Source organism: Burkholderia sp. BC1 (genome assembly GCF_052683555.1).
On the sequence record NZ_JBQYLP010000012.1, the window covers coordinates 97974 to 119858 of the forward strand.

Below are 21885 nucleotides of genomic sequence, written 5' to 3' on the forward strand. Positions count from 1 at the left end.
GCGTGTCGTGCAGGCGAATGCCGCACGCCGGTCGCATCGGCGGTAAACTCGACCGCACTTTCGTTGTCCATTTGCCGCGCGCGATGCGGCCCGTCCCCGGAGACTCGCCATGCGAACCAGTGCCCGTAATCAATTCACCGGTCAGATCAGCGCCGTCAAGACGGGCGCCGTCAACGACGAAATCACGCTGCGTACTCAGGACGGTCTCGAGATCGTCGCGGTCATCACGCACGGCAGCGCCGCCTCGCTCGGCCTGTCGACCGGCACGAAAGCGTTTGCGCTCGTGAAGGCGTCGTCGGTCATCGTGATGGTCGATGTCGATGCCGGCAAGGTCTCGGCACGCAACTGCATCGCGGGCACCGTCGCGTCGGTCGCGAAGGGCGCCGTGAATTCGGAAGTCGCGATCAGGACGGCCGGCGGCACCGAGATCATCGCGATCGTCACGAACGATAGCGTCGAACGCCTCGGACTCGCGAGCGGCAGCGCCGCGACGGCGATGTTCAAGGCATCGAGCGTGATCGTCGGCATCGAGTGAAGGATTCGAAGCCGGTTGACGCGAGCGCGTGTGCGGCGGGCGCCGAGACGTTGCGGTCGCTGCTGTCGGGCGCGGTCGATCCGCGCAATCCGGACGCGAGACTGTTCGCCATGCTCGTTGCGGCGCGCGCGAGCCGCAACGAGCTCGCGCTGCTCGGTCTGTCGCACGCGCAATTGACGCGGCTGCTCGCGCGGCATTTTCCGGCGTTGTCCTGCGACGTCGCTGCGGCATTGGCAGCGCCTTTTATCCTTCGCTCCTTGTCGCCCGCACATGTCACGTTCGTCGCGACCTTGCATGCACTGCTGATGCGCGATATCGGCGGTGCAGTGGCCGTCGACGACGCCGACTGCGTCGCTTCGATCGTCGCGCATGCGTGTCTGCGCGGCGATCATCTGTGGCGCGACCTCGGGCTCGACGGCCGCGACGCGGTCGCGGCGATGCTCGATCGCTATTTTCCGGCGGTCGCAGCGCGCAACGTCGGCCAGCTGCGCTGGAAGAAATTCCTCGCGCAGGAAGCCGCTGCATCGCTCGGCTTGCCGCCGGAGCCCGCGCCTGGTTGTCCCGGCTGCGAGGACTTTCCTGTTTGCTTTCCTCCGCAGCGATAGTCGGTCGCCTCGGTTCGCTGTGCCGCTACTCGGAGCATCTCGCCATGACGGATATTGCCAGCCCCAATCTGCCCTCGCGCGATTTCGACGCGACGTCGCGCTTCTACGCCAAGTTCGGGTTTGTCGAAACCTGGCGTGATGACGAGTGGATGATTCTGCGGCGACGCGATCTGTTACTCGAGTTCTTTCGGCATCCCGATCTCGATCCGGCTGAAAGCTGGTTCAGTTGCTGTTTTCGCCTCGACGATGTCGACGCGTTCTTCGATGAAGTCATCGCGGCCGGCATACCGGAGACGACGACCGGATGGCCTCGCGCGCATCGGCCGAAGCGCGAGGCGTGGGGTGGTAAGGTCGGTGCGCTGGTTGATCTGGATGGAACGTTGATTCGGCTGGTTCAGAACGGCGGGTGAATGTAGGCCGTTGGGGGCTTGTGGGGCGAACGGTGTGCCGTTGCCGTGTGCAGTGCGCGGATGCTGTCGGTTACGGTGGTTTTGCCCGGTGCGTCGGTCGGTGAAGATTGCGTCCAGCTGATAAGCGTGCGTGTCTTGTTTATCACGAGTCGCGTTGCTCATCGAGAGACGGGCGAAGGTACCGCATCAATTCGCGCGAGCCTCGCGTCGAAAGGGACCATGGACGATGGCGAAGTCGGCGCAGGATGTGGTCTCGAACACGGAGCATCGGCAGCGCAACGGGATCAACTCCGTTCCTTCACGTCGACGGGCATGTGTCGTTGCTCGATCAGGATGACGAATTTTGTGAGCTGCACTTCGCGTGAATCGTGTGCCGACTTCGCTCGGGAACGCGGAATGCTACGCGTCGATGAACCTTGCAAGCGTCCACGCCGCTGCTCGCGCGCTGACATTTTTACCACCTCGGTGTTTACCGCGGCGCAACTCAGAACGACACGACAGATCGGCTACATACGTTCCGCCGAAGAGGTCGCCGCGCGATGAACGCGGCGACGTATCGCGCATTACTCATTATCAGCCGCTTGCTGTTCGACTTGCGGCGCCGGTTCGACCGACGGTTGCGTGTCCGCGGCGGCCGGCTGCTGCACGGCGGCGTCCGTCTGCGCGTCGGCCTTCGGCTGCTGCGTGCCCTTCGCCGGCTTCGCAGCACCCTTGCCTGGACGCCGCGACTTCAGGTGTCGCGCGCGCGCCGCATCGTCGCGCGTCACGCGCCCTGCTTCGTTGCCCTGCAGATCGACGCGGACCGCATCTTCGACGAGGCACGACCAGTAACGGTTGCCGCGACACCACGTCGACATCGCATCGCGCAGCTCCGCTTCGCTCAGACCGAGCGTCTGTGCTTCGCGCGCGAGGTCTTCCCAGATACCGACCTTCAGCGGCACTTTAGGTGCCGGATTCTTCGGGAACGCGCGCGGAAAACGCCGTTGCAGTTTTCCGATCGCGACGATCACGGGATCGACCGGCGCCGACGGCTTTGCCGGCGCGGCCTTCGCGCTCGTCGCTGCTTTGGTGCCGGCACCCGATTTGGCCCCGCGAGGCGGACGATCGCCGGACGGCTTCGCGCCGGTGTCCGGACGCGTTGCCGGCCGCTTCGCGTTCCGTTCCTGCTTGGCCTTCGCTGCGAGCTGCGCCCGCAATTCGGCAAGTTGTTCAAAACCCATAAATTCAATCCACCAGGAGTGTAAGGCGTGATTCGCGCGGCCATCGCGCGTATCGACGTCGGACCACGCGCTTCGCCGCATCGACTGCAGCATCTGCCGCCGACGCGGATCGCGACGAAACCGCATCGCGCACGCCACTGTTTCAGGCACCGGCCAAGATGCCGGACAAGGCAGGAGTGGAAGTATACCGGTACGCGCGGGTGACGGCTGACTCGCTGGTCCGGATCGGCCGGACTGCGTGTACCCGGACGGCGACCGACGGGTCGGCGAGTGCGGGAAAGCGGCGGTGCTGGGTGACGAAAACGGACGGAATGCCAGAAGCAATGGGGCACGATGATTTCCGGTGTCCCGGCATGCTGCGCGACGGGAAGGAACGATTCCCGGATCGCGGACTGAGGCATGGTGCCACGCGGTGTCCGGGATCGCGTTGTGCGAGAACGCGCGCATTGTTGTCACTTATATGCCGCCGCATCGACCGTGCGATGAACGGCCGGCGCGAAACGCGCGTCGATGCCTCCGTCTATTTGGTTGCGTACGCATCCTTTTCGTCCCGAGTCGCACCGCTGCCGAAAAGCACGAAAGTGCGTAGTATGTCGTGCAGCGTCCGGCTGTTGTGCGTCCACGTTATCGCGTGCCCGGCCGCATACACATTGCTATGCAAACCCGGTTGCGCAACGGAGTAGATCCATGGTTTCCCCACACGACACCGCGCAGCAAGACGTCACGCGCGAGGAAATTCATCATCGGCAGATCGACATGCGCGGTTGTCGACGCAGCGACGGCTTGTTCGAAGTGACGGCGTGTCTGACGGACCGAAAGCCTGTCGACTTTACGCCGCCCGGCGATGCGCGGATGATCGCCGCACATGCGCCGATTCACGATCTGGGTGTCACGCTCGTCTTCGATGTCGACATGGTCGTTCGCGCGGTTTCCACCTTCATCAAATCGCATCCGTACGCGCAATGTCCCGGCGGCGGCGATTCGCTGCAGGCGCTGGTCGGCCTGCGCATCGGTGCCGGGTGGAACAGCGAGGTCCGCAAGCGCCTGCCATCGTGCGACACCTGCACGCATTTGAAGGAGATTCTTACGCCGCTCGCGACGGCCGCATATCAGACGATGGTCGGATTTCGCCCGTCGTCGCTGAACGAGTACGACAGCAACGGCAAGCCGGTGAAAATCGACAGTTGCTATGCCTACGGCGCTTCGCGCGATCTCGTGAAGCGTCTCTGGCCAGAACATCATCGACCGGAAGCGGCGAAGACGGGAGATTAGTCGAGCGCGCGTCCGGCGACGGCATCACGAATCAAAAGATGCCGAGCGCCAGTCCTGCCGCGAGCGCGGCGCCGAGTTCCGCGCAGCGCGCCAGATCGTCGGCGTCGATGGTCTTCGGCGCAAGGATGCGCTCCGGTGTCTGCGCATGCGTGCATACGATCAGGCCCGGCGCCACGCTGTTGAGTCGCCAGCCGGTCGCGATCCGGTCGATCTGGCGTAGCGCGTTCTGACCATCGCTGCCCGCGCAGATCATCGCCGCATACGGCCGGCCGTTCACGCGATCGAGCACGGGGTAATAACAGCGATCGAAAAAATCCTTCATGACACCGGACATCGCCGCAAGATTTTCGGGCGTCGCGAAGAGGTACGCGTCGGCGCTCAATACGTGCTCGGGCGTAGTCGCATCCGCGCGCTGCAGCCGGACGACGACACCCGATTCGTCGCGTGCAGCCGCGGCCGCCGCCTCGGCCATCTGACGCGTCCCGCCGGTCATCGTGTGATAGACGATCAGCAGCGTTTTCATTGACCTGTCCTCACGATTCGATGCGTCTGTACTGGTGACGTTCATGTCGGTGTCGATACGCGCAAGAGGCTTCAGCGATTCCGGGCTCATCGCGCCGGGCGGGAAGTGCGCTCAATCTCACGATTTCACGGGGGTATCCTTGCCGTCGGCGCGCGCGTAGCGCGCGAGAAACATGTCGGCCGCCGATTCGGCGACCTTTCGTCGATCCTGCGAGTCGAGCGGCGGCTGGCCCATCGTCAATTGCGGCCAGAACGCAAACGCCTTCACGATGCCATGCAACTGTTGCGCGGCAAATATGGGGTCGGATAAAGACAAACGTCCAGCGGCGGACGCTTCGCGGATCCAAACGGTGACATCTTCTTCGCGCTCGCCGAGGCGCGCGACCATGTCGCGTGCGCGGTCCGGCGAATGCATCGCCGCGCCGATCGCGACACGCGCAAGCGCCAGGAACGACTCGTCGTTCAATAACTTTAGTTTGCGATTCAGCAGTGCAACGAGTTGCTCGCGCAACGGGACATCGTCGCGATATGCAGGTGTGCCGTCGCCCCGCGTCGCGTCCCACAGTTTCTGCAGGATCGCGACGAACAGCGCGTCCTTGCTCGGAAAATGATTGTAGATCGTGCGCTTGGATACGCCGGCGTGAGCGGCGATTCGATCCATGCTCGTTGCGTCGTAACCGGAGGCGAGAAACTCCTCGATAGCCGCATCGACAATCGCAGCACGTTTGCGGTCGGTAAGGCGCTGTGGAGACGAGGTGGTGTTCATTCGAAAAATTTTACACCGCGCAGTTTACTTTTCCGAATAAGAAACTACACTGCTGAGTGTACTTTTTCGGACGAATCGAACATGGCCTCACCTTTTACCTTTGTGCAGCGCGCGCTCGGCCTCACGGCCGGGAAGCGCAGTCGCGCGTATGGTCGTCGTTCAACGCAGCATAACGGCGAGCGCTTCGCCAACGTGAGGCCGCGGTCAGCCGACGGATTCGGGAAGATGCTCCGGATCGCATGGAACATGCTCGTCAATAAACCACAAGGCACGATGCCCGCCGCGGCGCTGCCCGTCGATCGGTTGACCGTATCCGAACTCGACGAAGCGCCGGACCGCAGCCTGTACCGTCTCGGGCATTCGACACTGCTCATCAAGTTGCGCGGCGAATGGTGGTTAACCGATCCCGTCTTTTCGGAGCGCGCATCGCCGTTCCGCACACTCGGTCCGAAGCGGTTCCACCCTACGCCGATCGCGCTCGAGGATTTGCCCCCGCTGCGTGGAGTCATCCTGTCGCACGATCACTACGATCACCTCGATCGTGAAACGGTGCTTGCGCTCGCTTCAACAACGGGCGTATTCGTCACGCCGCTGGGCGTCGGCGACCGCTTGGTCGAATGGGGTGTCGATGCAACGAAAGTGCAGCAGCTCGATTGGTGGCAAAGCGTCGAGATCGATGGGCTATCGCTGACGGCCACGCCCGCGCAGCATTTCTCCGGCAGGAGTCTGTTCGATGGCGACAGCACGCTTTGGGCGTCATGGGTCATCGTCGACGGCGATCTTCGTGTGTTCTTCAGCGGGGACACCGGTTACTTCGATGGCTTCAAGGCAATCGGCGAGCGCTTGGGTCCGTTCGACGTGACATTGATCGAGACTGGCGCATACGACGCTCAGTGGCCGTACGTGCATATGCAGCCGGAAGAGACGGTTCAGGCTCATATCGATCTGCGCGGACGACAGCTCGTACCGATACACAACGGGACGTTCGACCTTGCCATGCATCGTTGGCAAGATCCGTTCGAAAGAGTCATGGCCGTCGCCGTCGCGCGAGGTGTTCCGCTGTCGACGCCGCGGATGGGCGAACGTCTCGATCTCGATGCACCGCATCGCGGCGAGCAATGGTGGCGGGCTGTGCCTCAGGAGAAGAGCGCGTCCGGAAGGAAGGTTCGCCGCTGGCGGTTGTGCCCAGCGGAAGCTGAGAGGTAAGTTCACGGGCGATAACGCCCTGCGAATATAGGTGATGTGGTCGTCCGGTGGCCCTCGTTTAAACCGCGCGGTGCGTCGGTTTGCGCGCGTTGTCACGTGACAACCGGTGTGGATCGGCGCGCGGCATGAGCGCCGTTTCCGGCATCAGGCTCGGCAATGAATCGCGCAGACGGACGACTCGTATCGCTTACGACGAAACACGTATCGATCGATACATTTCCTCCCGTGAGAAACTCGCGGATGATGTTCCGAAGCGCCAGCCGCCATCCGCCCCCGTTTCCCACCCGGACGCGGCGTATTTTCCGTGAAACAGCTTGAGCAATCCAGCGTAAACCCTTGTGACAAAAGGATCCCGGCGGCGCGTCAGTTTTTCGCGATTGTTTCACGGTCGCGCTCAAAGCCAACGGAGGGCGGTTTTCACGTCCCTACGCTGGGCCCACTCGAGCACATTGACCGAGATCGTCAGCGTCCGAGGCGTAATCAAGACCGTTGCGATGCAAGGCGGGTGTCCGCCACTCATTTATTAGGGACACATCACGGCATGATGCGACAGCTGCTAACCCGGCTGGCTTGCAGTTTAGCCCGATGCCGCCCGGCCCGAATCCAACGGCGGTCTTTCCGCGGCGAACGTAGCGTCCTTCTCTTCTTTCGAGCCGCCCGAAGCGATATCCAACGGCCCACGTCGTTGTCACGTGACAACTCGTCTCCTGCGATCGCGCCTACGCACTTCTGCAGTTACGGAGCGTCGTAGGCATCAGGAACCTACTGACACGATCATCGAGGAGATGGGCGGCAAAAGGGCCGTTGATTCAAGACGGCGGACCCCGGCAGGCCACCGAGCGTCGCCCGGGTAGTTGTCACGTAACAACCGCGAACCAGGGGCCGCGACAAGCGCAACGGGCGCCCAATCTATCGAAAAGGCGCCCAACTCAGCCCCGCTCTCCCGCGCGGGCGCCGTGACGTACGTAGCTCCCGGCATCCCGTTTGTCACGTGACAACCGCCCGCCCTACCGTCGCGCTTCCATAACACCGCGTTCGCGCGCCGCGCAATTTAAAGATACCCACAGACCCGGCGTGCCCCGCAATCGCCACCCCAGCGTTTTTCTGCCCAGAGTGTTTATTCGAGCCACCCAGCCATTCGACCGACTTGTCACGTGACAACCACGTTTCGTAAAAAAATCGGATGCCGTGAAAGCGTTTGTCTGGACAATCAGCGTTTCGCTGAATATATTACGCAAAACTCCGTGGAGAATTTAATGGCCTTCAAAATCGCCGTTAGCAATCAAAAAGGTGGGACGGGGAAGACGACCATCTCCGTCAATATCGCGGCGGCATTCGAAGCCGGCGGGAACAAAGTGGCGCTGATCGACGCCGACCCTCAAGGCACTTCCGTCCGCTGGGTAACGAGCGGCGAGAATACGCTTCCAATGACAGTCCTGTCGCTGGCGCCTGCCGGGCGCGGCATCGGTGCCGAAATAAAAAAACAGGACGCAAACTTCGACGTCATCGTCGTCGACTGTCCCGGCAACCTCGAGGACCCACGCATTGCCTCCGTGCTCGAAGTGGCCGATTTTTGCCTGGTGCCGTTGTCGCCGTCTCCGGCCGACCTGTACAGCACCGTCGCCATGATCCGGATGATCGAGTCGATGCGCGCCGTTCGCAATCCCAATCTCTCTTCCGCATTAATGCTGAATAGCGTCAATGGAAAAACTAAAATGCGTGAAGAAATTTTAAAAATTCTAAGGGCAGAAGAAATAGGGGAACATCTGCTCGACAGCCAGATCGCGCAACGCGAGGTCTATCGCCAGACGTTCGCGCTCGGCACGACGATTCACCATCACAACCGGTATCTGAAGGGGCTGAAAGAGGCGCGTGCCGAGATCGAAAAGCTCGTGACCGAAATGGCCCAATACATCGCATCGACGCGCGCAACGGGAGCCGCTCATGGCTAAGGACACAACCAAAGAGAAAAAGCCGACCGGCAATCTGCATCTCGCGGCGGGCCTGCTGCGCGGGCTCGCGCAAGAAAACGCAGCGCTTGAAACACGCATACCCGAGCCGTCCTCGGCGGCGAAAACCGGCGTCGACGCCGTGGTGGCTGCCGCCCCCGGCGTCACGCCACCCGATGCGCTGGATCTCGGCGCGCCGCAACGCGTCGCGGTCAAGGACTGCATTCCGAACCCGTTCAACCCGCGCGTGTTCTACTCCGAATCGAGCCTGCACGAACTCGCGTTGACGTTGAAGCGAGAAGGGCAGATCGAGCCGATCAAGGTCACGCGGCTGCCGGAGTTTCCGGGCAAGCTCGTCGTGATCGACGGTCAACGCCGCTTGCGCGCCACGAGCATCAACGGCGACGAAACGATCAACGCGACGTTCCGCACCGATCACACGCCGGAGCAGCTCTACACGATCGCGTATCGCGCCAACCACGATCACGAACGCCAGACGATCTTCGACGACGCAGTGGCATGGAAGCGCCTGCTCGACGAGAAGGTCTTCCCCGACCAGAACACGCTCGCGGAAAAGATCGGCAAAGACAAGGCATCGATCAGCAAGACGCTGTCGCTGAACGCGCTGCCGAATACGCTGCTCGAGCGCATGGCGGCGGCAAGCGACGTCGTCGGCCTGCAGGCAGCGTATTTCCTGAAGCTGATCTTCGAGCGCCTAGGCGAGGCGACCGCCGACCGTCTGCTGACGGCCGTGATCGATCGCAAGAAGTCGGTGCGCGACCTCGAGAACTTCCTGCGCGCGCAGAGCGACAACACCAAGAAGGCGGGACGTACGCGCTACAGCGTCCGTCACGATTTCGCGCTCGAGTCACGCGCGATCGGCCAGTTGAAGACCTATCCCGACGGGCGTCTCGACCTGCAGCTGAAGGGCGTGGACGCAACCCACCAGGAAGCGCTCGCCGACAAGCTCAAGGCCGTCATCGACGAATACGTCGCCGCACTGGCCGCCGCAGAGCAGTAAAACGAAACAACGCAGACCTCGCGTCCGCGCCATACGTCACGTTGGACCGATCCGACGCACGTGTACGCGGCTCCGCGAGGTCTCGTTCAGTTGGTGGCGAGGCTACTCTTGAGCAGGAACTCGAGCAGATCGTCCGACGTCGGCTCGCCCCAGGTGTCGAGCGCGAGCCAGCGGAAGAAGCTCGTTTGTGCGAGCTTGCTTGCCTTCTTCTTCGGCGACAGCGTCAGGTCCTTCGACCCGGCAACGGTCTCGTTGTAGCGTTCGATCAGCTTGGTCTGATCGTCGATCTCGAGCTCGCGGAAATACGCGCCGGCTTCCTCGACCTTCGCGGCCAGATACTTGTCGCGAATCTGCTCCTGCTTGCTTTGCGCGGATTCCTGGACCGCTGCGCCGGTCTCGCCGCCTTGTCCGTCGGACAGCGTATAGCCGTGTGTCAGCGCTTTGCGGAAATACGCGGCCACGTTGTCGATCGGCGCGGCGTTCTTTTTCGTAGTCCGATTGAGCGTATAGGCGATCGCCGCCTTGATCCGCTGTACGCCGTATTGCGTAATGAGCCGGCGCGCTTCGGAACGCGGGATGCCGAACTTCGCGACCTCATCGACGAGCGCTTCGTTCTTGACGTCGCCTTCCTCGACCGTATCGGCGCTCGGCTTGCGCGTCACCTTGAACTGCACGGCCTCGACACTGCGGCCCGACTTGTGTTCGATCAGTTCGAGCGTGTGGTCCGATACTTCGTTCACCTCCTGAATGCACGGCACCAGGACCTTGCTCTTGAACAGCTTGTACTCCTTGTACGACTGCGATGCCTTGTCCTGACCGAGAATGAGATCGCGGAACTTCGGCAGCGGGATCTTGGCGGTGATGCCGATCCCTTCGTAGCGCACGGTGTTTTCCCACAGCGCGAGCGAATGCGATCGACGAAACTCGCGCGCGATGCGCATATCGATCAACGCATAGATCTCGGGGTTGAGCAGCTCGCTGCGAATCTGGTCGGAGAAGCTGTACTTCAGCACCGATTGCTCGAGCTCCGCGCCCGCCAGCAAGCCCGACGCCTTCCACACGGTCGACCGGTCGGCGGCAAGATAGTCCCAGTTGACGACGGTGCTGATCAGCGAGTTGACCGTATCCTTCACGTACTTCGTGTTGTTGCTGTTCAGCCCGCTCTCGTGCGAAAGCGCGGCAATCGAAATCGAGAAGCTCGTGCGGCCGGGCTCGAACGCTTCCTGTCGAAGCGCGTTCTTGATGAGCGAACTGAACATCTTGCGCTGCTGCAGTCCGATCTTCCCCGACTTGGGCGCGATGTGAATCGCCTGGACCGCCTTGCGCAGCAAGTCGGGAGGCTCGGGTGTCTGAAACAGCGAAACCTGTTTGTCGGAGCCTTTGCTTGCGGGCTTGCGCGGCATCGTGGTGTCCGGATAAGGTGACCGTATTGAGGGCGGACTTTATACCTTTTCGCGGCGGCGAGCAACGCCCCTGTTCCAGCGTCACTTGCACAACGGACGCTAAGCCGTCGACGCAAAAGGGAAATTTTTTATGTGTCGATCGGCGCGTCGCCCCATAGGCATATACCTTTCGGCCAAAATACGTCCCAAAAACAGCTACCTTTGATGCCCGAACACCCGCGCCCGGCATGGCTCTTGCCGAATCGAAGGTAGCCTTCCATGGGAACTCATCCGGCTGAACCGGAACGGAACCGGCATTTCGTGGTGCCGTGCAGCACGGTCGCGATTTTCTCCCATAGCCGGCTACCTTCTCAAAATCCCATAAACGGATACCTTCAAACGCGTCGACAGGGAGAGGTCTCGCACGATCGGCGCAGCGGCCGCGCGAAAGCGCCCCATAAACGGCTACCTTACCGCGTTCCCATAAAAGGTTACCTTTCTCGTCTGAGGCACCTGTTTATGGGAGACCACGCCGCGCGTCCGACCTTCGATACCATCCCGAGCGCCGAACTGATGCCCATAAACGGCTACCTTTCGCCGATACCATAAACGGCTACCGAAACAGGAACGCAGTGCCTCCCGACATTCGGCATTTCCCGGCAACGCACCATAAACGGCTACCTGAAGGCGATCCCATAGATGGCTACCCAAGCCATTTCCGGTCTGAAATCCCATAGACGGGTACGCTCTTCCCATATCCACATCCCCGGTTCCCCACAGGCTGGTACCCAATCCCCCAAATCCACAGACCTCACGCCCCACCATCTTCTACCTGTGCTCCCATAAATGGGTACCGATCCCCCTTCAAACCCTTACTGGACAAGGCTGTGAGGCTGCTAAAAGTAGTTAAAGAAGTAAACGTTGCTTTCTAAAGATGTAAACACACGTGTGCTTTTGCAGAAAGACCTACCCCATAAACCGCTACCCAACGATGCCAACGTGGTTCAAGGTGACCGTCACCGTGGTGCTTACCGTAGCTGAGCGACGCAAGAATTCCCTTTCCTGGCAAGGACTTACGCGTCCACCGTGACCTCACATGTGAGTACCTACTCACAAACTGCAAACGTAGAAACCTATGGGAGAAAACGGCCCGCGAAACGGCGATCGGACCGTATAGGTTCCCGTCTATGGGACCATCCGGACAGCGCAGTCGCGCCACCGCGCACGCAATCGATGCAGGCCCTGCACTGAAACAGCTGTGAGAGCAGACGGCCATCCACGCGATTGAACGGCTGTCGAGCCGACTTGTCCCAGCCGAGCCGCGGCGCTGTGGACAACCCGCTCGCCGGACCCTTCCTGAACCGCTGTGAGTAGCACGGTCGCGCTTGGCACCTCACAAGATCCTTCAGATCGCGACAACGGTTCCGCTCCCAAACCCGATCGAACCGCAAATCGGCCAACAGCTTCACCCGGACTAGCCCAGCTCGGCCAGATATCTCCCATAAACGTATCCCCAAGCCACCATCGCAACGTCAACCCGGCCGCCGCGTAACGCGGTTATGATGCACAGGCCCCGACCGGTCTCTCCACCGATCGGGGGCAGGGGTGGTATCTCGATGTGCTGTCTGTCCGTGACCCATTACACAAGAGAGTTCAGCGATGCGAATCCAGACGAAAAAACTGATGCTGGCCGCGACTGCGGCTGCGTTCCTGCTCGGCTCGACGGCGCCCGTGTTTGCGCAGACGGATGCGAGCGCACCGGCCGCGCAGGACGCCAAGGCTGCCAAGCAGGAAGCGCGCAAGGCGGCACGTGCCAAACGCAAAGCCGAACGCAAGGCTGCGCGCACGAAGAATACGGCCGAGCTGAAGAAACTCGAGGACGCTGGCTACAAGCCGGCCGCCAACGATCCGAATTATCCGCAGAACCTCCAGAACGCCGAGAAGAAGGCCGCCGGGTCGGGCCAGTAAGCGCCCACCGGTTCGCAAGCCGCGGATGTCCTCGCGGCTTGCCTGCCGCAGCGATGACTGCGGCGCTCTACGAGTCGCTTTCCATCGGCGACCCACACATCCCGCTTCGACCTCCCGTTCTACGCCACCGTCCCCGGCATGCGCATCCGGCAAGCGCCTCACACGCCGATCAGCGCAGACCTTCCGAATTCTCCGCACGTCCCGCCAGCTTCAGCCAGTCCCTGAACGCGCGTACCGCTTCATCGTCGATCCGCGTGGCCGGCACGTAGGTGAAATACCGCCACGCCGGCAACGCCGGGCCGCTGAACGGCTGCACGAGCCGGCCTTCGGCAATGTCGTCGGCGACGAGCGCGATCGGCCCCATTGCCACGCCGAGCCCGTCGAGCGCACCCTGCAGCGTCAGGTAGAAATGTTCGAGCGTCAGCGCATGCCGAGGCACGAGATTCGGGCAGCCGGCCGCCGCAAGCCATTCCGGCCACATGCCGGGATAGGTGGCCGCATGCAGCAACGTGAAGTTCGCCAGATCGGCCGGCGTGCGCAGCGGCGTGCGCTCGAGCAGCTTCGGCGCGCATACCGGCAAGCGGACTTCGGACAGGAATTCGTCGGCGACGTAACCGTCGATCGTCTGCGGGCCGCCGCGGATGATCAGATCGGCGCTGTCGCGCAGCTTGTCGATCGGCTCGTTCGACGTCGACAGCCGCACCTCGATCGTCGGATGGGCGACCTGAAACGACGACAGTTTCGGCACCAGCCAGCGTAACGAAAACGTTGCGGGCGCATTGACGCGCAGCACGCGCTGCTGGCCTTGCCCGAACTGCTGCGCGGTCGCGAGCGCGATGCGATCGAACGACGCGCCGACTTCCGCAAGATACGCACGCCCTGCATCGGTCAGCACGACGCGTCGATTCAGACGTTCGAACAGCGGCTTGCCGAGCCAGGTCTCCAGCTGCTGCACATGCCGGCTGATCGCACCGTGCGTGACCCACAGTTCGTCGGCGGCGAGCGTGAAGCTACCCAGTCGCGCGGCGGCTTCGAACGCGCGTAGTGAGTTCAGCGGCGGAAGTCGACGTGCCATGCTTTTTAGATTCGTGTGAGTTTTTCTGACGAAATCGCTCAAATTTAATCGTTTGATCGTCGGGAGACGCTTTGCGACTATGCCACACGAGCGGCCGCATAGGCCGACGCGAGTGTCTGAATTTCTCACATGGAGAATCGAGCGTGGCGAATGTGGTCGTGGTAGGCGCCCAATGGGGCGACGAAGGCAAGGGGCGGATCGTGGATTGGCTGGCGGCACGGGCCGATGTCGTCGCGCGCTATAACGGCGGTCACAACGCCGGTCACACGCTCGTCGTGGGTGGGAAGACGTACAAGCTCGCGCTGCTGCCGAGCGGCACCGTGCGCGGCAAGCGCGGCGTGATCGGCAACGGCGTCGCGCTCGATCCGGAAGCGCTGCTCGGCGAAATCGCGCGAATGGCGGCGCTCGGGCTGCAGGTGACGCCAGACAACCTCTCGATCGCCGAAAACGCGACGCTCGTGCTGCCGATTCACCGCGCGCTCGATGAGGCACAGGAGCGCCTGCGCCGCGAGCCGATCGGCACGACGCTGCGCGGAATCGGGCCGGCGTACGAGGACAAGGTCGGCCGCCGCGGGCTGCGCGTCGGCGATCTTGCCGAACCTGCCCGCCTCGCCGACAAGCTCGAGGCGCTGGTCGACTATCACAATGCATGGTTCCGTGGCCTTGGCCTCGAGGTCTGCTCGCGCGATGCGATGTTCGACAGGCTGATGGACATCGCACCGAAGATCCTGCCGTTCGTGCGGCCGGTGTGGGCCGACCTGAACGACGCGACCGACCGCGGCGAGCACATCCTCTTCGAAGGCTCGCAGGCCGTGATGCTCGACATCGACTGGGGCACGTATCCGTTCGTGACGTCGTCGGCAACCGTGGCCTCCGCGGCGGCGACCGGCACCGGGCTCGGCGCGTCGAAGCTCGGGCACGTGCTCGGCGTGACGAAGGCCTGCGCGACGCGCGTGGGCGGCGGCCCGTTCCTGACCGAGCTGAGCGACGCAACCGGCGAAGCGCTGCGCACGCGCGGCCAGGAATTCGGCGTGAACACCGGCCGGCCGCGGCGGTGCGGCTGGCTCGATGCCGCGCAGTTGCGTCAGGCCGTCAGGGTGTCCGGTATCGATTCGCTGGCGCTGACCAAACTCGACGTGCTCGACGGCTTCGACTCGATCGAGCTCTGCGTCGGTTATGAACTGGACGGCGCGCGCGTCGAGCATCTGCCCGCGAGTCTCGAGGCCCAAGCGCGTGCGCGGCCCGTGTACGAGCGGTTCGACGGCTGGCAACGCAGCGTGAAAGGCGTGCGCGAGCGTGCAGCGTTGCCGCATGCAGCGCAGGCATTTATCGCGCGCGTCGAAGCGGTCGCGGGCGTCCCCGTGTCGATGATCACGACCGGCGCGGAACGGGACGACACGATCGTGTTGCGCGATCCGTTCGACCCGGCGCCGCGCGTCTAAGGGAAAGGGCATATCGTCCCGTCCCGGCATGACGCCGGGCGGCGCGATATGCCCGTTCGCACGCCTTCCGGAACGCGTTCTCCCGCCGCGCTGCGGGCACCGCACGAGACCGCGCACGGCGAACTGGACACGCTATCGACGCTGCTGTACTGTTCCGCACAATTCGCGCCGGACCGGCCGCAGTCGTAGCGGCTCTCGACGACGGAGACACGCGGCGACGCCGCGGCACGGCGCGGTTTCAATCCCGGGGACATGGCGATGGACACGTTACAGATGATGCGCATTTTTGTCCGGGTCGCGGAGGAGGGCAGCTTTACGAGCGCCGCCCAGCGGCTGGACATTACAACGGCCTACGCATCGCGCTCGGTCGCGCAGCTGGAAACGCATCTGCGCACGCGTCTGCTGAATCGCAGCACCCGCCGCATTGCGCTGACGGACGCAGGGCAGCGCTACCTCGACCGTTGCCAGCGGATTCTCGCGTATATCGACGAAGCCGAAGCCGAGGCGGCCGACGCGCAGGCAAAGCCGTCGGGGCGATTGCACGTGCACGCGACGACGAGCTTCGGGCAGGCGTACGTCGTGCCTGCGGTCGTTCGCTATCGACAGCGCTATCCGTCGGTCGCGGTGGAACTGACGCTGTCGCAGCACGTGCCCGACATCATCGACGAAGGCTACGACGTGTCGCTGCAGCTGAGCACGGCCGAACTGCCGGACTCCGGCCTCGTTTCGCAGCGGCTCGGCGAAATGCATAGCGTGCTGTGCGCATCGCCTGCGTATCTGAAAGAGCGCGGCACGCCGCGTACCGTGAGCGATCTCGAAGGGCACGCCTGCCTGCAGATCGTCACGCCGATCTTTCCGCGCGATCGCTGGCATCTCGACGGGCCCAACGGCCGCGAGACGTTCGAACTGCCGTTGCCCGACTTTCAGGTGAACATCGCCGACGCACTGGGCGCCGGGCTGCGCGCCGGTCTCGGCATCGGCGCATTGCCGATGTCGACGGCCTTGCCGGCATTCGCGAGCGGCGCGCTCGTGCGCGTGTTGCCCGAGTACCGGCTGCAGAAGCTGACCGTCTATACGCTCTATGCCTCGCGTCAGTATCTCGATGCGAAGATCAGGACGTTCGTCGATTTTCTGCGCGAGTGCGTGCCGGAAATGCTCGCGGCCGACGAGGCCGCACTCTGTGCGGCGCAGGATTCGCGCGCGAACGCGTGACACTTGGGCCGCACACGTGCGGCCATCATTGATACGGAATCCTTGGCATCGGCTGCGCGCCGCTTGCGGAAGCGGCGCCCGATGCTCGCGAGCTTCGCAGTCCGCCGAGCGGCGCACCACGTCATCCGTTTCGCAATCGGTGCGCATGTTGCCGGCCGCGCCGCTGCATGCGACCGTGCCGGCAAGAGCGATAGCTCGAGCGAACGGCGAGCGTTGCGCTCGTCCGCTTGAACGGCAGGTCAGGCCGCCTTTTGCCAGAGCGTGCGGCCGAAGAACGTCAGCGTTCGGTCCCACGCGAACTGCGACCACACCGGATCGAACTGCGTGCCCGCGATGCGGCCGGGCCCGACGGCCGTTTCGTTGGCGAATGCGTGATGGGCAAGATACCGGTGGAATTCGATGTCGACCTTGGCGTCGGCCAGCTTCTTTTCGAGTGCGTCGACCTGGTCGATCGTGAAGAACGCGTCCTGTGTGCCCCAATGACCCATCACCGGCACCTTGATCTTCGACGGATCGAGATAGTCGAGCGGAGGGAAGCCGTACCAGGTGACGCCGGCGTCGGCGTCCGCGAATTGCAGCGACAGCAGCGTGAGCGCACCGCCCATGCAGAAGCCCGTCACGGCGACGCGCTCGGCGCGCGTCTTCAGATACTGGACGGCACCGGGAATGTCCTGCGACGCGGCATCGCCGAAATCGAGCCCCGTCATCAGATGGTGCGCTTCTTCTTCCTCGACGGTCGACTTGCCACGATACAGATCGGGCACGAGCGCGAAGTAACCGCAGCGCGCAAGGCGATCCGCGACACCGCGGATCTGGTCGTTCAAGCCCCACCATTCCTGAATGACGACGACCGCGGGCGCGCCGTCGGTCTTCTCCGGCGTCGCGAGGTAGCCTTGCAGCTCTTGGCCGTCCGGGCGGCGAAACGTGATCATGGAACCGGATGTTTGAGACATGAAACCGCTCCTTTTCGAAAAATGCCATTGATGCGGCATCGGAGTCGGCCGGCGAACGCGATGACGATCGGGGCTTGCCCGGCGGTTCGAGATTACGCTCGCGTTCGCTGCGGCCGGCGCCGACCACGCGGCCATTCTATGCGCAAATGCGGGGTGCCGGCGTTCATGACGGCAGGCCGAGCGGCGGGGGAGCGGGGCGCATCGTGTCGCTGCGTGTCACGGGTGCGCGCGTTGGCATGCACGCCTGCATCGATGTGCACGCGCCGACAAAACAACACCCCGCCCCGATGAACGGGAGCGGGGTGCGAGGCACGGCGCGCGCGTACCGCAGTACGCAGGCGGCATTACTGGCCGAAGTAGATCGAATCGCGGCCCTCTTGGCGGACGGCGGTGACGCGGCCGGCATGAATGCGCGGCGCAGCTTGCGCGCCGTATCCGGTTGCATCGGCGTTCGTCACGCGCTCCTGCGCGGTCTGCAGCGCACGCGGATACTGCGTGTCGGAGACTTCGGGCTTGTACCCGGCCCGTTCGAGCTGGACGAGTTCGGCGCGCACCTGCTCACGCGTCAGTTGACCCGACGGGTTCGATTGCGCAAACGCGCCATACGATGCAGACAGTGCGGCGGCTGCGACGGCAGCGTAGATGAACGACTTCATGATGACCTCCGGTTTCGTTGATTTCGCGCTTCGCTCGTTGCGTTCAGCGGTTGATTGCATCGTAGCGATCGCGTAACGGACCGGAAATACGCGTTCGGGCGAATCATTATTGCAACTGAGTAAACGATTCGGTGTCGAGCGGCATGCGCCATTTGTCTGGAGATTGGCTGATGCGGGCGGCGCACGCGCCGCGGCGGCCGAATCGGCGCGATGCAACGCACGCGTGCGCAGCAGCGCATCCGCGCGCCCGAGCATCGAAAAGTGCTTGTCGAGTGAAACGAGAAAAGGTTGTTAGAACAACTTGTTGTGCCGTCATCCGCTGTATGGACGCGAGCCCTGAAGCATCATCGGGTCGACTCCGCCGGCGCCACGCGATGCGAAACAACGCGACGCACCGGATCAAAGACAACGCCGACGAAGACGCGCGCCACGCGGCTGCTATTCGGTCACGATGGCCTGCCGTTTCCGGTACTCGGCAGGCGTGATGCCGACGTGTTTCGCGAACGAGCGCCGCAGTGTATCGACGTTGGCGAAGCCGCATTTCGCTGCGACCTGCTTCGGCGTATCGCGGCCGTTCTCGAGCAGCTGACGCGCGGCTGAGATGCGCGTCGCTTCGACCCACGCGGCCGGCGTCATGCCGACTTCCGCGCGGAACAGCCGCGCGAAGTGCCGCGGGCTCATGCCCGCGTGCTTGGCCAGGTCGGCGACCGAGTGCGTGAGTTCCGGATGGGCCGCGATCCAGCGCTGCACTTCCTGCAGCACCGAGCGGCCGGCCGGCCGCGCTTCGCCTTTACGGCTGAACTGCAGCTGCCCGCCCGGTCGCTTGAAGAACATCACGAGTTGCGACGCGACGCGTCGGGCGATGTCGCGTCCGAGATCCTCCTCGACGAGCGCCAGCGCGAGATCGAGGCCGGCCGTCACGCCGGCGCCGGTACGCAGCTTGCCGTCGCGCACGTATAGCGCGTCGGCGTCGACGGTGATCGTCGGATGTGCTTGGGCAAGCGCTTCGGCCGCGGCCCAGTGCGTCGTCAGATGGCGGCCCTTCAGCAGGCCGGTCTCCGCCAGCACGAAGGCACCGGTGCAGATCGAGCCGTATCGCCGGCTTTGCACGGCCGCGGAGCGCAGCCATGCAAGCACGTCGGTGCGTAGCGCGATGCGCCCTGCGCCCGGCGCGCCGGCGACGAGCAGCGTATCGATGCGCTCGGGGACGTTCGGCGCGACCCAGTCGGGCAACAGTTGCGCGCCGGAAGAACTGCGGATCGGCCCCGATTCGCACGCGATCACGCGCAGCCTGTAGAACGCTTTTCCGCATTCGACGTTCGCCTGCGCGAAGACGTCGAGCGGCGCGGAAACGTCGAGCAACTGAACACCCGGAACGGCAAAAACACCCACGACTTTCGGCATGAACGATGACATCTCTGACAACGCGACGCGTTGCAGTATAGACGTGCGCGAGCCGCGCCGGGCGGGGCTGAAGCGGCGCGGCGGGCCGAATCGGACACGCTTTGCCGGCCGTGTCAGCCGATCGCGCAAAATGGCAGGATCTGACGTAACACGTCTATTGGAGACAGTGATCGCGATGCGCAGAATCGACGTATCTTCAATGGAGGTCGATCATGAATGTGAACGTTGCCGGCATCACGATTCCCGATAGCCAACTGGCGCGCGAGATCACCGAACTCGTCCGCGATACCGAGTCACCGCTGCTGTTCCACCATTCGAGTCGCGTGTACTACTTCGCGGCGCTCGCCGGTCGCCGCCAGGCGCTGAAGTACGATCCGGAGCTGCTCTACTGCGCGTGCATGTTTCACGACATGGGGCTGACGCACCGGCACAGCAGTGCGTGCGAGCGCTTCGAGGTGGACGGAGCCAATGCGGCGCGCGATTTTCTGAAGAGCAAGGGCATTGCTCAACAGGACATCGACCTCGTGTGGACGTCGATCGCGCTGCATACGACGCCGGGCATTCCGCAGCACATGCATCCGGTGATCGCGCTCGTGACGGCCGGCGTCGAAATGGATGTGCTCGGCCTCGCGTATTCCGAATTCACGGATATCGAGCGCGAGGCTGTCGTTCATGCGCATCCGCGCACGCCGCACTTCAAGGAGGACATCATTCAGGCGTTCTACGACGGGATCAAACATAAGCCGCACACGACGTTCGGCAACGTGAAGGCGGACGTGCTCGCCGACAAGGATCCGCACTTTCATGCGACGAATTTCTGCAGCGTGATTCGGTCGTCGGCGTGGGCGGGCTGATTCGGAGAGCGGCTTGCAGGCGGGGCGGGCGGGTATGGCCGCTGGGCGCCGCAGCGGATTCGGTAGCTGCAGTCTCCGCCGAATGCCTGTGGGGGTCGCAAAGGGACGGACCTGCCTGCATCGCCCCGTGCGCCGTAACGGGCGTAACTTCCTGCTTTAAAAAATGGGGCGCAGGCGGCGCGGCCCGCCGCATAACAGGCTGACTAGTCCTCCACTGGAATGAACAGGCGACGACGGCGCGCGGTAGTTCGAACGCTGTTCCATGCCAGACCTTCGCGATTGGACCTTAATAAGTTGTTACGTGACAACCGGACCCGCATACCACCCCAATTTATATACTGAAAGACGCCGACGACCCTCCAAGGCGAATCTCCGATTCGCACTTCCCACTGCGCCTCCAACCCATCCGCCCTCCAAACCGCACCTCCACCCCCAACCTGCCAACCCCCGGCAAAACGCCTATAATGAACGGGCAAATTGCCGGAGACTCAGCTCATGAGCACCATCGCTTTTCACCCCTCGGGCGTCGCCCATCCACGCCAGGCCGAATTCACGATTCTCGAGCAACTGCTCGCGATTCCTGTGCGCTCGGGCGCGGATCTCGCCGAACTGGCGAGCGCGCGCGTCGATGTTTCGGTGATCGACCGTCTGTCCGAGCGCGGCCTGAAGTCGGACGAGCTGGCGTTCATCATTCCGCGGCGCACGCTGAGCCATCGCCGGCAGGCGCACGAGCGCCTGTCGCCGGAGGAATCCGACAAGGCGATCCGGCTCGCGCGGATCGTCGCGCAGGCGACGGCCACCTTCGGCGATCAGGACAAGGCGATGGCGTGGCTGCGCCGCGGCCTGCAACGCTTCGGCGGCCGGACGTCGCTCGACATGGCGAGCACCGAACACGGCGCGCGGCTGGTCGAAGAGGCGCTGACGCAAATCGACGAAGGGTATTTCGCTTGACGACGCTGTGGCGAATCAGCAATTACGCCGACCTGAGAGGGATCGGCGGATTGCGTGCCGGCGGGCGCTGGCACTTCGCCGGGCAACCGGTCGTCTATCTCGCCGAACATCCGGCGCTCGCCTTGCTCGAGACGCTCGTTCATTTCGAAATCGCGACAGTCGCACAGTTGCCGAGCGGATACCAGCTGCTTCGCGTCGAGGCGGCCGAATCGGTCGATATCGCCGAAATCGTGGAGGCCGATGCGCCGGCCGACTGGCAGACGAACGTCGACTGGACGCGCAGCGCCGGCACCGAATGGCTGCATACGCAGCCGACCGCGTTGTTGCGCGTACCGAGCGTCGTCGTCCCGCATGCGCACAATTTTCTGTTGAACCCTTTGCACCCCGCCGCCGCCGACGTGCGGATCGTCGAGATCATGCAATCGCCGTACGACAGCCGCATTCTGCGGCTGATTCAATCGAAGCCCGAATGACACATACCG

At 63.3% G+C, this 21885-nt stretch carries 22 protein-coding genes; 14 read left to right on the forward strand and 8 right to left on the reverse strand.

The window, feature by feature from the left end; genetic code table 11:
- Positions 1 to 109: 109 nt before the first annotated feature.
- From ACSHSS_RS08590 to ACSHSS_RS08600, 3 genes are read left to right on the forward strand one after another with little or no spacing between them, the layout of a single operon-like run.
- Positions 110 to 535, forward strand: a complete 426-nt coding sequence (locus ACSHSS_RS08590; RefSeq protein ID WP_006399338.1) for a TOBE domain-containing protein — start codon at positions 110 to 112, stop codon at positions 533 to 535.
- Entirely contained in the window at positions 532 to 1140 is a 609-nt protein-coding gene (locus ACSHSS_RS08595; protein ID WP_006416297.1) for a nitrogen fixation protein NifQ, read from the forward strand. Before ACSHSS_RS08590 ends, ACSHSS_RS08595 begins: the two co-directional genes overlap by 4 nt.
- Positions 1141 to 1184: 44 nt before the next feature.
- Complete coding sequence (locus ACSHSS_RS08600) at positions 1185 to 1550, forward strand: bleomycin resistance protein (RefSeq protein ID WP_006416322.1); 366 nt, start codon at positions 1185 to 1187, stop codon at positions 1548 to 1550.
- A 563-nt stretch (positions 1551 to 2113) separates the two neighbouring features.
- Here the strand turns inward: ACSHSS_RS08600 and ACSHSS_RS08605 are convergent.
- Positions 2114 to 2770: a ProQ/FinO family protein gene (locus tag ACSHSS_RS08605; RefSeq protein ID WP_043281826.1), complete on the reverse strand. Its 657-nt coding sequence runs from the start codon at positions 2768 to 2770 to the stop codon at positions 2114 to 2116.
- 687 nt (positions 2771 to 3457) lie between these two features.
- On the opposite strand from ACSHSS_RS08605, the gene ACSHSS_RS08610 reads away from it, so the two are divergent.
- Positions 3458 to 4042 (forward strand): DUF2889 domain-containing protein, encoded by a 585-nt coding sequence (locus tag ACSHSS_RS08610; RefSeq protein WP_006416290.1) that lies wholly within the window; start codon positions 3458 to 3460, stop codon positions 4040 to 4042.
- Positions 4043 to 4073: 31 nt separating this feature from the next.
- On the opposite strand, the gene ACSHSS_RS08615 is transcribed toward ACSHSS_RS08610, so the two are convergent.
- Together ACSHSS_RS08615 and ACSHSS_RS08620 are read right to left on the reverse strand one after the other, a co-directional pair.
- Positions 4074 to 4565: an NAD(P)H-dependent oxidoreductase gene (locus tag ACSHSS_RS08615; protein WP_043281827.1), complete on the reverse strand. Its 492-nt coding sequence runs from the start codon at positions 4563 to 4565 to the stop codon at positions 4074 to 4076.
- Positions 4566 to 4682: 117 nt separating this feature from the next.
- Complete coding sequence (locus tag ACSHSS_RS08620) at positions 4683 to 5330, reverse strand: TetR/AcrR family transcriptional regulator (RefSeq protein WP_006416327.1); 648 nt, start codon at positions 5328 to 5330, stop codon at positions 4683 to 4685.
- Between the two features lie 81 nt (positions 5331 to 5411).
- Here ACSHSS_RS08620 and ACSHSS_RS08625 point away from each other — a divergent pair, with 81 nt between their 5' ends.
- The 4 genes from ACSHSS_RS08625 to ACSHSS_RS08640 all read left to right on the forward strand — a co-directional run bounded on the left by ACSHSS_RS08625 (position 5412) and on the right by ACSHSS_RS08640 (position 9506).
- A complete protein-coding gene (locus ACSHSS_RS08625; protein ID WP_006416286.1) occupies positions 5412 to 6536 on the forward strand; it encodes an MBL fold metallo-hydrolase in 1125 nt (374 codons plus the stop codon).
- A gap of 125 nt (positions 6537 to 6661) precedes the next feature.
- A complete protein-coding gene (locus tag ACSHSS_RS08630) occupies positions 6662 to 6844 on the forward strand; it encodes a hypothetical protein (protein ID WP_006416321.1) in 183 nt (60 codons plus the stop codon).
- A gap of 948 nt (positions 6845 to 7792) precedes the next feature.
- Positions 7793 to 8488, forward strand: coding sequence for a ParA family protein (locus ACSHSS_RS08635; RefSeq protein WP_006399349.1), 696 nt, complete (start codon positions 7793 to 7795; stop codon positions 8486 to 8488).
- A complete protein-coding gene (locus tag ACSHSS_RS08640) occupies positions 8481 to 9506 on the forward strand; it encodes a ParB/RepB/Spo0J family partition protein (protein ID WP_006416304.1) in 1026 nt (341 codons plus the stop codon). Before ACSHSS_RS08635 ends, ACSHSS_RS08640 begins: the two co-directional genes overlap by 8 nt.
- Before the next feature lie 86 nt (positions 9507 to 9592).
- On the opposite strand, the gene ACSHSS_RS08645 is transcribed toward ACSHSS_RS08640, so the two are convergent.
- A complete protein-coding gene (locus tag ACSHSS_RS08645; protein WP_006416298.1) occupies positions 9593 to 10909 on the reverse strand; it encodes a replication initiation protein in 1317 nt (438 codons plus the stop codon).
- Positions 10910 to 12547: 1638 nt separating this feature from the next.
- Between ACSHSS_RS08645 and ACSHSS_RS08650 the strand changes: the two genes are divergently transcribed.
- Positions 12548 to 12856, forward strand: a complete 309-nt coding sequence (locus tag ACSHSS_RS08650; protein ID WP_006399352.1) for a hypothetical protein — start codon at positions 12548 to 12550, stop codon at positions 12854 to 12856.
- A gap of 169 nt (positions 12857 to 13025) precedes the next feature.
- Here the strand turns inward: ACSHSS_RS08650 and gcvA are convergent, their stop codons facing one another.
- The gene (gene gcvA, locus ACSHSS_RS08655) at positions 13026 to 13931 is read right to left on the reverse strand and encodes a transcriptional regulator GcvA (protein ID WP_445544829.1); all 906 of its coding nucleotides are present in this window, start codon (positions 13929 to 13931) and stop codon (positions 13026 to 13028) included.
- A gap of 143 nt (positions 13932 to 14074) precedes the next feature.
- On the opposite strand from gcvA, the gene ACSHSS_RS08660 reads away from it, so the two are divergent.
- Positions 14075 to 15373 carry an adenylosuccinate synthase gene (locus tag ACSHSS_RS08660; RefSeq protein WP_048994799.1) on the forward strand — a complete coding sequence of 433 codons (1299 nt, stop codon included), beginning with the start codon at positions 14075 to 14077 and terminating at the stop codon, positions 15371 to 15373.
- A 258-nt stretch (positions 15374 to 15631) separates the two neighbouring features.
- Positions 15632 to 16585, forward strand: coding sequence for a LysR family transcriptional regulator (locus ACSHSS_RS08665; protein ID WP_035957154.1), 954 nt, complete (start codon positions 15632 to 15634; stop codon positions 16583 to 16585).
- Positions 16586 to 16824: 239 nt separating this feature from the next.
- Here ACSHSS_RS08665 and ACSHSS_RS08670 read toward each other — a convergent pair whose 3' ends face one another.
- From ACSHSS_RS08670 to ACSHSS_RS08680, 3 genes are all read right to left on the reverse strand, one after another.
- A complete protein-coding gene (locus ACSHSS_RS08670) occupies positions 16825 to 17538 on the reverse strand; it encodes a dienelactone hydrolase family protein (RefSeq protein WP_043281829.1) in 714 nt (237 codons plus the stop codon).
- Positions 17539 to 17882: 344 nt separating this feature from the next.
- Positions 17883 to 18194, reverse strand: coding sequence for a DUF4148 domain-containing protein (locus ACSHSS_RS08675; RefSeq protein ID WP_048994800.1), 312 nt, complete (start codon positions 18192 to 18194; stop codon positions 17883 to 17885).
- Positions 18195 to 18632: 438 nt separating this feature from the next.
- Entirely contained in the window at positions 18633 to 19598 is a 966-nt protein-coding gene (locus ACSHSS_RS08680; RefSeq protein ID WP_043281835.1) for a GlxA family transcriptional regulator, read from the reverse strand.
- 212 nt (positions 19599 to 19810) lie between these two features.
- Here ACSHSS_RS08680 and ACSHSS_RS08685 point away from each other — a divergent pair, with 212 nt between their 5' ends.
- The 3 genes from ACSHSS_RS08685 (at position 19811) to ACSHSS_RS08695 (ending at position 21876) form a co-directional block, all read left to right on the forward strand.
- On the forward strand, positions 19811 to 20452 hold the full coding sequence (locus ACSHSS_RS08685) for an HD domain-containing protein (protein ID WP_006416296.1): 642 nt from the start codon (positions 19811 to 19813) through the stop codon (positions 20450 to 20452).
- A 495-nt stretch (positions 20453 to 20947) separates the two neighbouring features.
- Positions 20948 to 21403, forward strand: coding sequence for a type II RES/Xre toxin-antitoxin system antitoxin (parS, locus tag ACSHSS_RS08690; protein WP_006399363.1), 456 nt, complete (start codon positions 20948 to 20950; stop codon positions 21401 to 21403).
- Complete coding sequence (locus ACSHSS_RS08695) at positions 21400 to 21876, forward strand: RES family NAD+ phosphorylase (RefSeq protein WP_006416310.1); 477 nt, start codon at positions 21400 to 21402, stop codon at positions 21874 to 21876. The genes parS and ACSHSS_RS08695 overlap by 4 nt, the downstream gene beginning before the upstream one ends.
- The last annotated feature ends 9 nt before the right edge of the window (positions 21877 to 21885 follow it).

Excerpts from the sequence above, each read along its gene's own strand:
- ACSHSS_RS08645 (WP_006416298.1), bottom strand. The coding sequence starts at position 10,909 with ATGCCGCGCAAGCCCGCAAGCAAAGGCTCCGACAAACAGGTTTCGCTG.
- gcvA (WP_445544829.1), bottom strand. The coding sequence starts at position 13,931 with ATGGCACGTCGACTTCCGCCGCTGAACTCACTACGCGCGTTCGAAGCC.
- ACSHSS_RS08650 (WP_006399352.1), top strand. The coding sequence starts at position 12,548 with ATGCGAATCCAGACGAAAAAACTGATGCTGGCCGCGACTGCGGCTGCG.
- ACSHSS_RS08625 (WP_006416286.1), top strand. The coding sequence starts at position 5,412 with ATGGCCTCACCTTTTACCTTTGTGCAGCGCGCGCTCGGCCTCACGGCC.
- ACSHSS_RS08685 (WP_006416296.1), top strand. The coding sequence starts at position 19,811 with ATGAATGTGAACGTTGCCGGCATCACGATTCCCGATAGCCAACTGGCG.
- ACSHSS_RS08665 (WP_035957154.1), top strand. The coding sequence starts at position 15,632 with ATGGACACGTTACAGATGATGCGCATTTTTGTCCGGGTCGCGGAGGAG.
- ACSHSS_RS08605 (WP_043281826.1), bottom strand. The coding sequence starts at position 2,770 with ATGGGTTTTGAACAACTTGCCGAATTGCGGGCGCAGCTCGCAGCGAAG.
- ACSHSS_RS08640 (WP_006416304.1), top strand. The coding sequence starts at position 8,481 with ATGGCTAAGGACACAACCAAAGAGAAAAAGCCGACCGGCAATCTGCAT.
- ACSHSS_RS08620 (WP_006416327.1), bottom strand. The coding sequence starts at position 5,330 with ATGAACACCACCTCGTCTCCACAGCGCCTTACCGACCGCAAACGTGCT.
- ACSHSS_RS08590 (WP_006399338.1), top strand. The coding sequence starts at position 110 with ATGCGAACCAGTGCCCGTAATCAATTCACCGGTCAGATCAGCGCCGTC.
- ACSHSS_RS08610 (WP_006416290.1), top strand. The coding sequence starts at position 3,458 with ATGGTTTCCCCACACGACACCGCGCAGCAAGACGTCACGCGCGAGGAA.
- parS (WP_006399363.1), top strand. The coding sequence starts at position 20,948 with ATGAGCACCATCGCTTTTCACCCCTCGGGCGTCGCCCATCCACGCCAG.
- ACSHSS_RS08675 (WP_048994800.1), bottom strand. The coding sequence starts at position 18,194 with ATGAAGTCGTTCATCTACGCTGCCGTCGCAGCCGCCGCACTGTCTGCA.
- ACSHSS_RS08600 (WP_006416322.1), top strand. The coding sequence starts at position 1,185 with ATGACGGATATTGCCAGCCCCAATCTGCCCTCGCGCGATTTCGACGCG.
- ACSHSS_RS08630 (WP_006416321.1), top strand. The coding sequence starts at position 6,662 with ATGAGCGCCGTTTCCGGCATCAGGCTCGGCAATGAATCGCGCAGACGG.
- ACSHSS_RS08670 (WP_043281829.1), bottom strand. The coding sequence starts at position 17,538 with ATGTCTCAAACATCCGGTTCCATGATCACGTTTCGCCGCCCGGACGGC.
- ACSHSS_RS08615 (WP_043281827.1), bottom strand. The coding sequence starts at position 4,565 with ATGAAAACGCTGCTGATCGTCTATCACACGATGACCGGCGGGACGCGT.
- ACSHSS_RS08680 (WP_043281835.1), bottom strand. The coding sequence starts at position 19,598 with ATGCCGAAAGTCGTGGGTGTTTTTGCCGTTCCGGGTGTTCAGTTGCTC.
- ACSHSS_RS08635 (WP_006399349.1), top strand. The coding sequence starts at position 7,793 with ATGGCCTTCAAAATCGCCGTTAGCAATCAAAAAGGTGGGACGGGGAAG.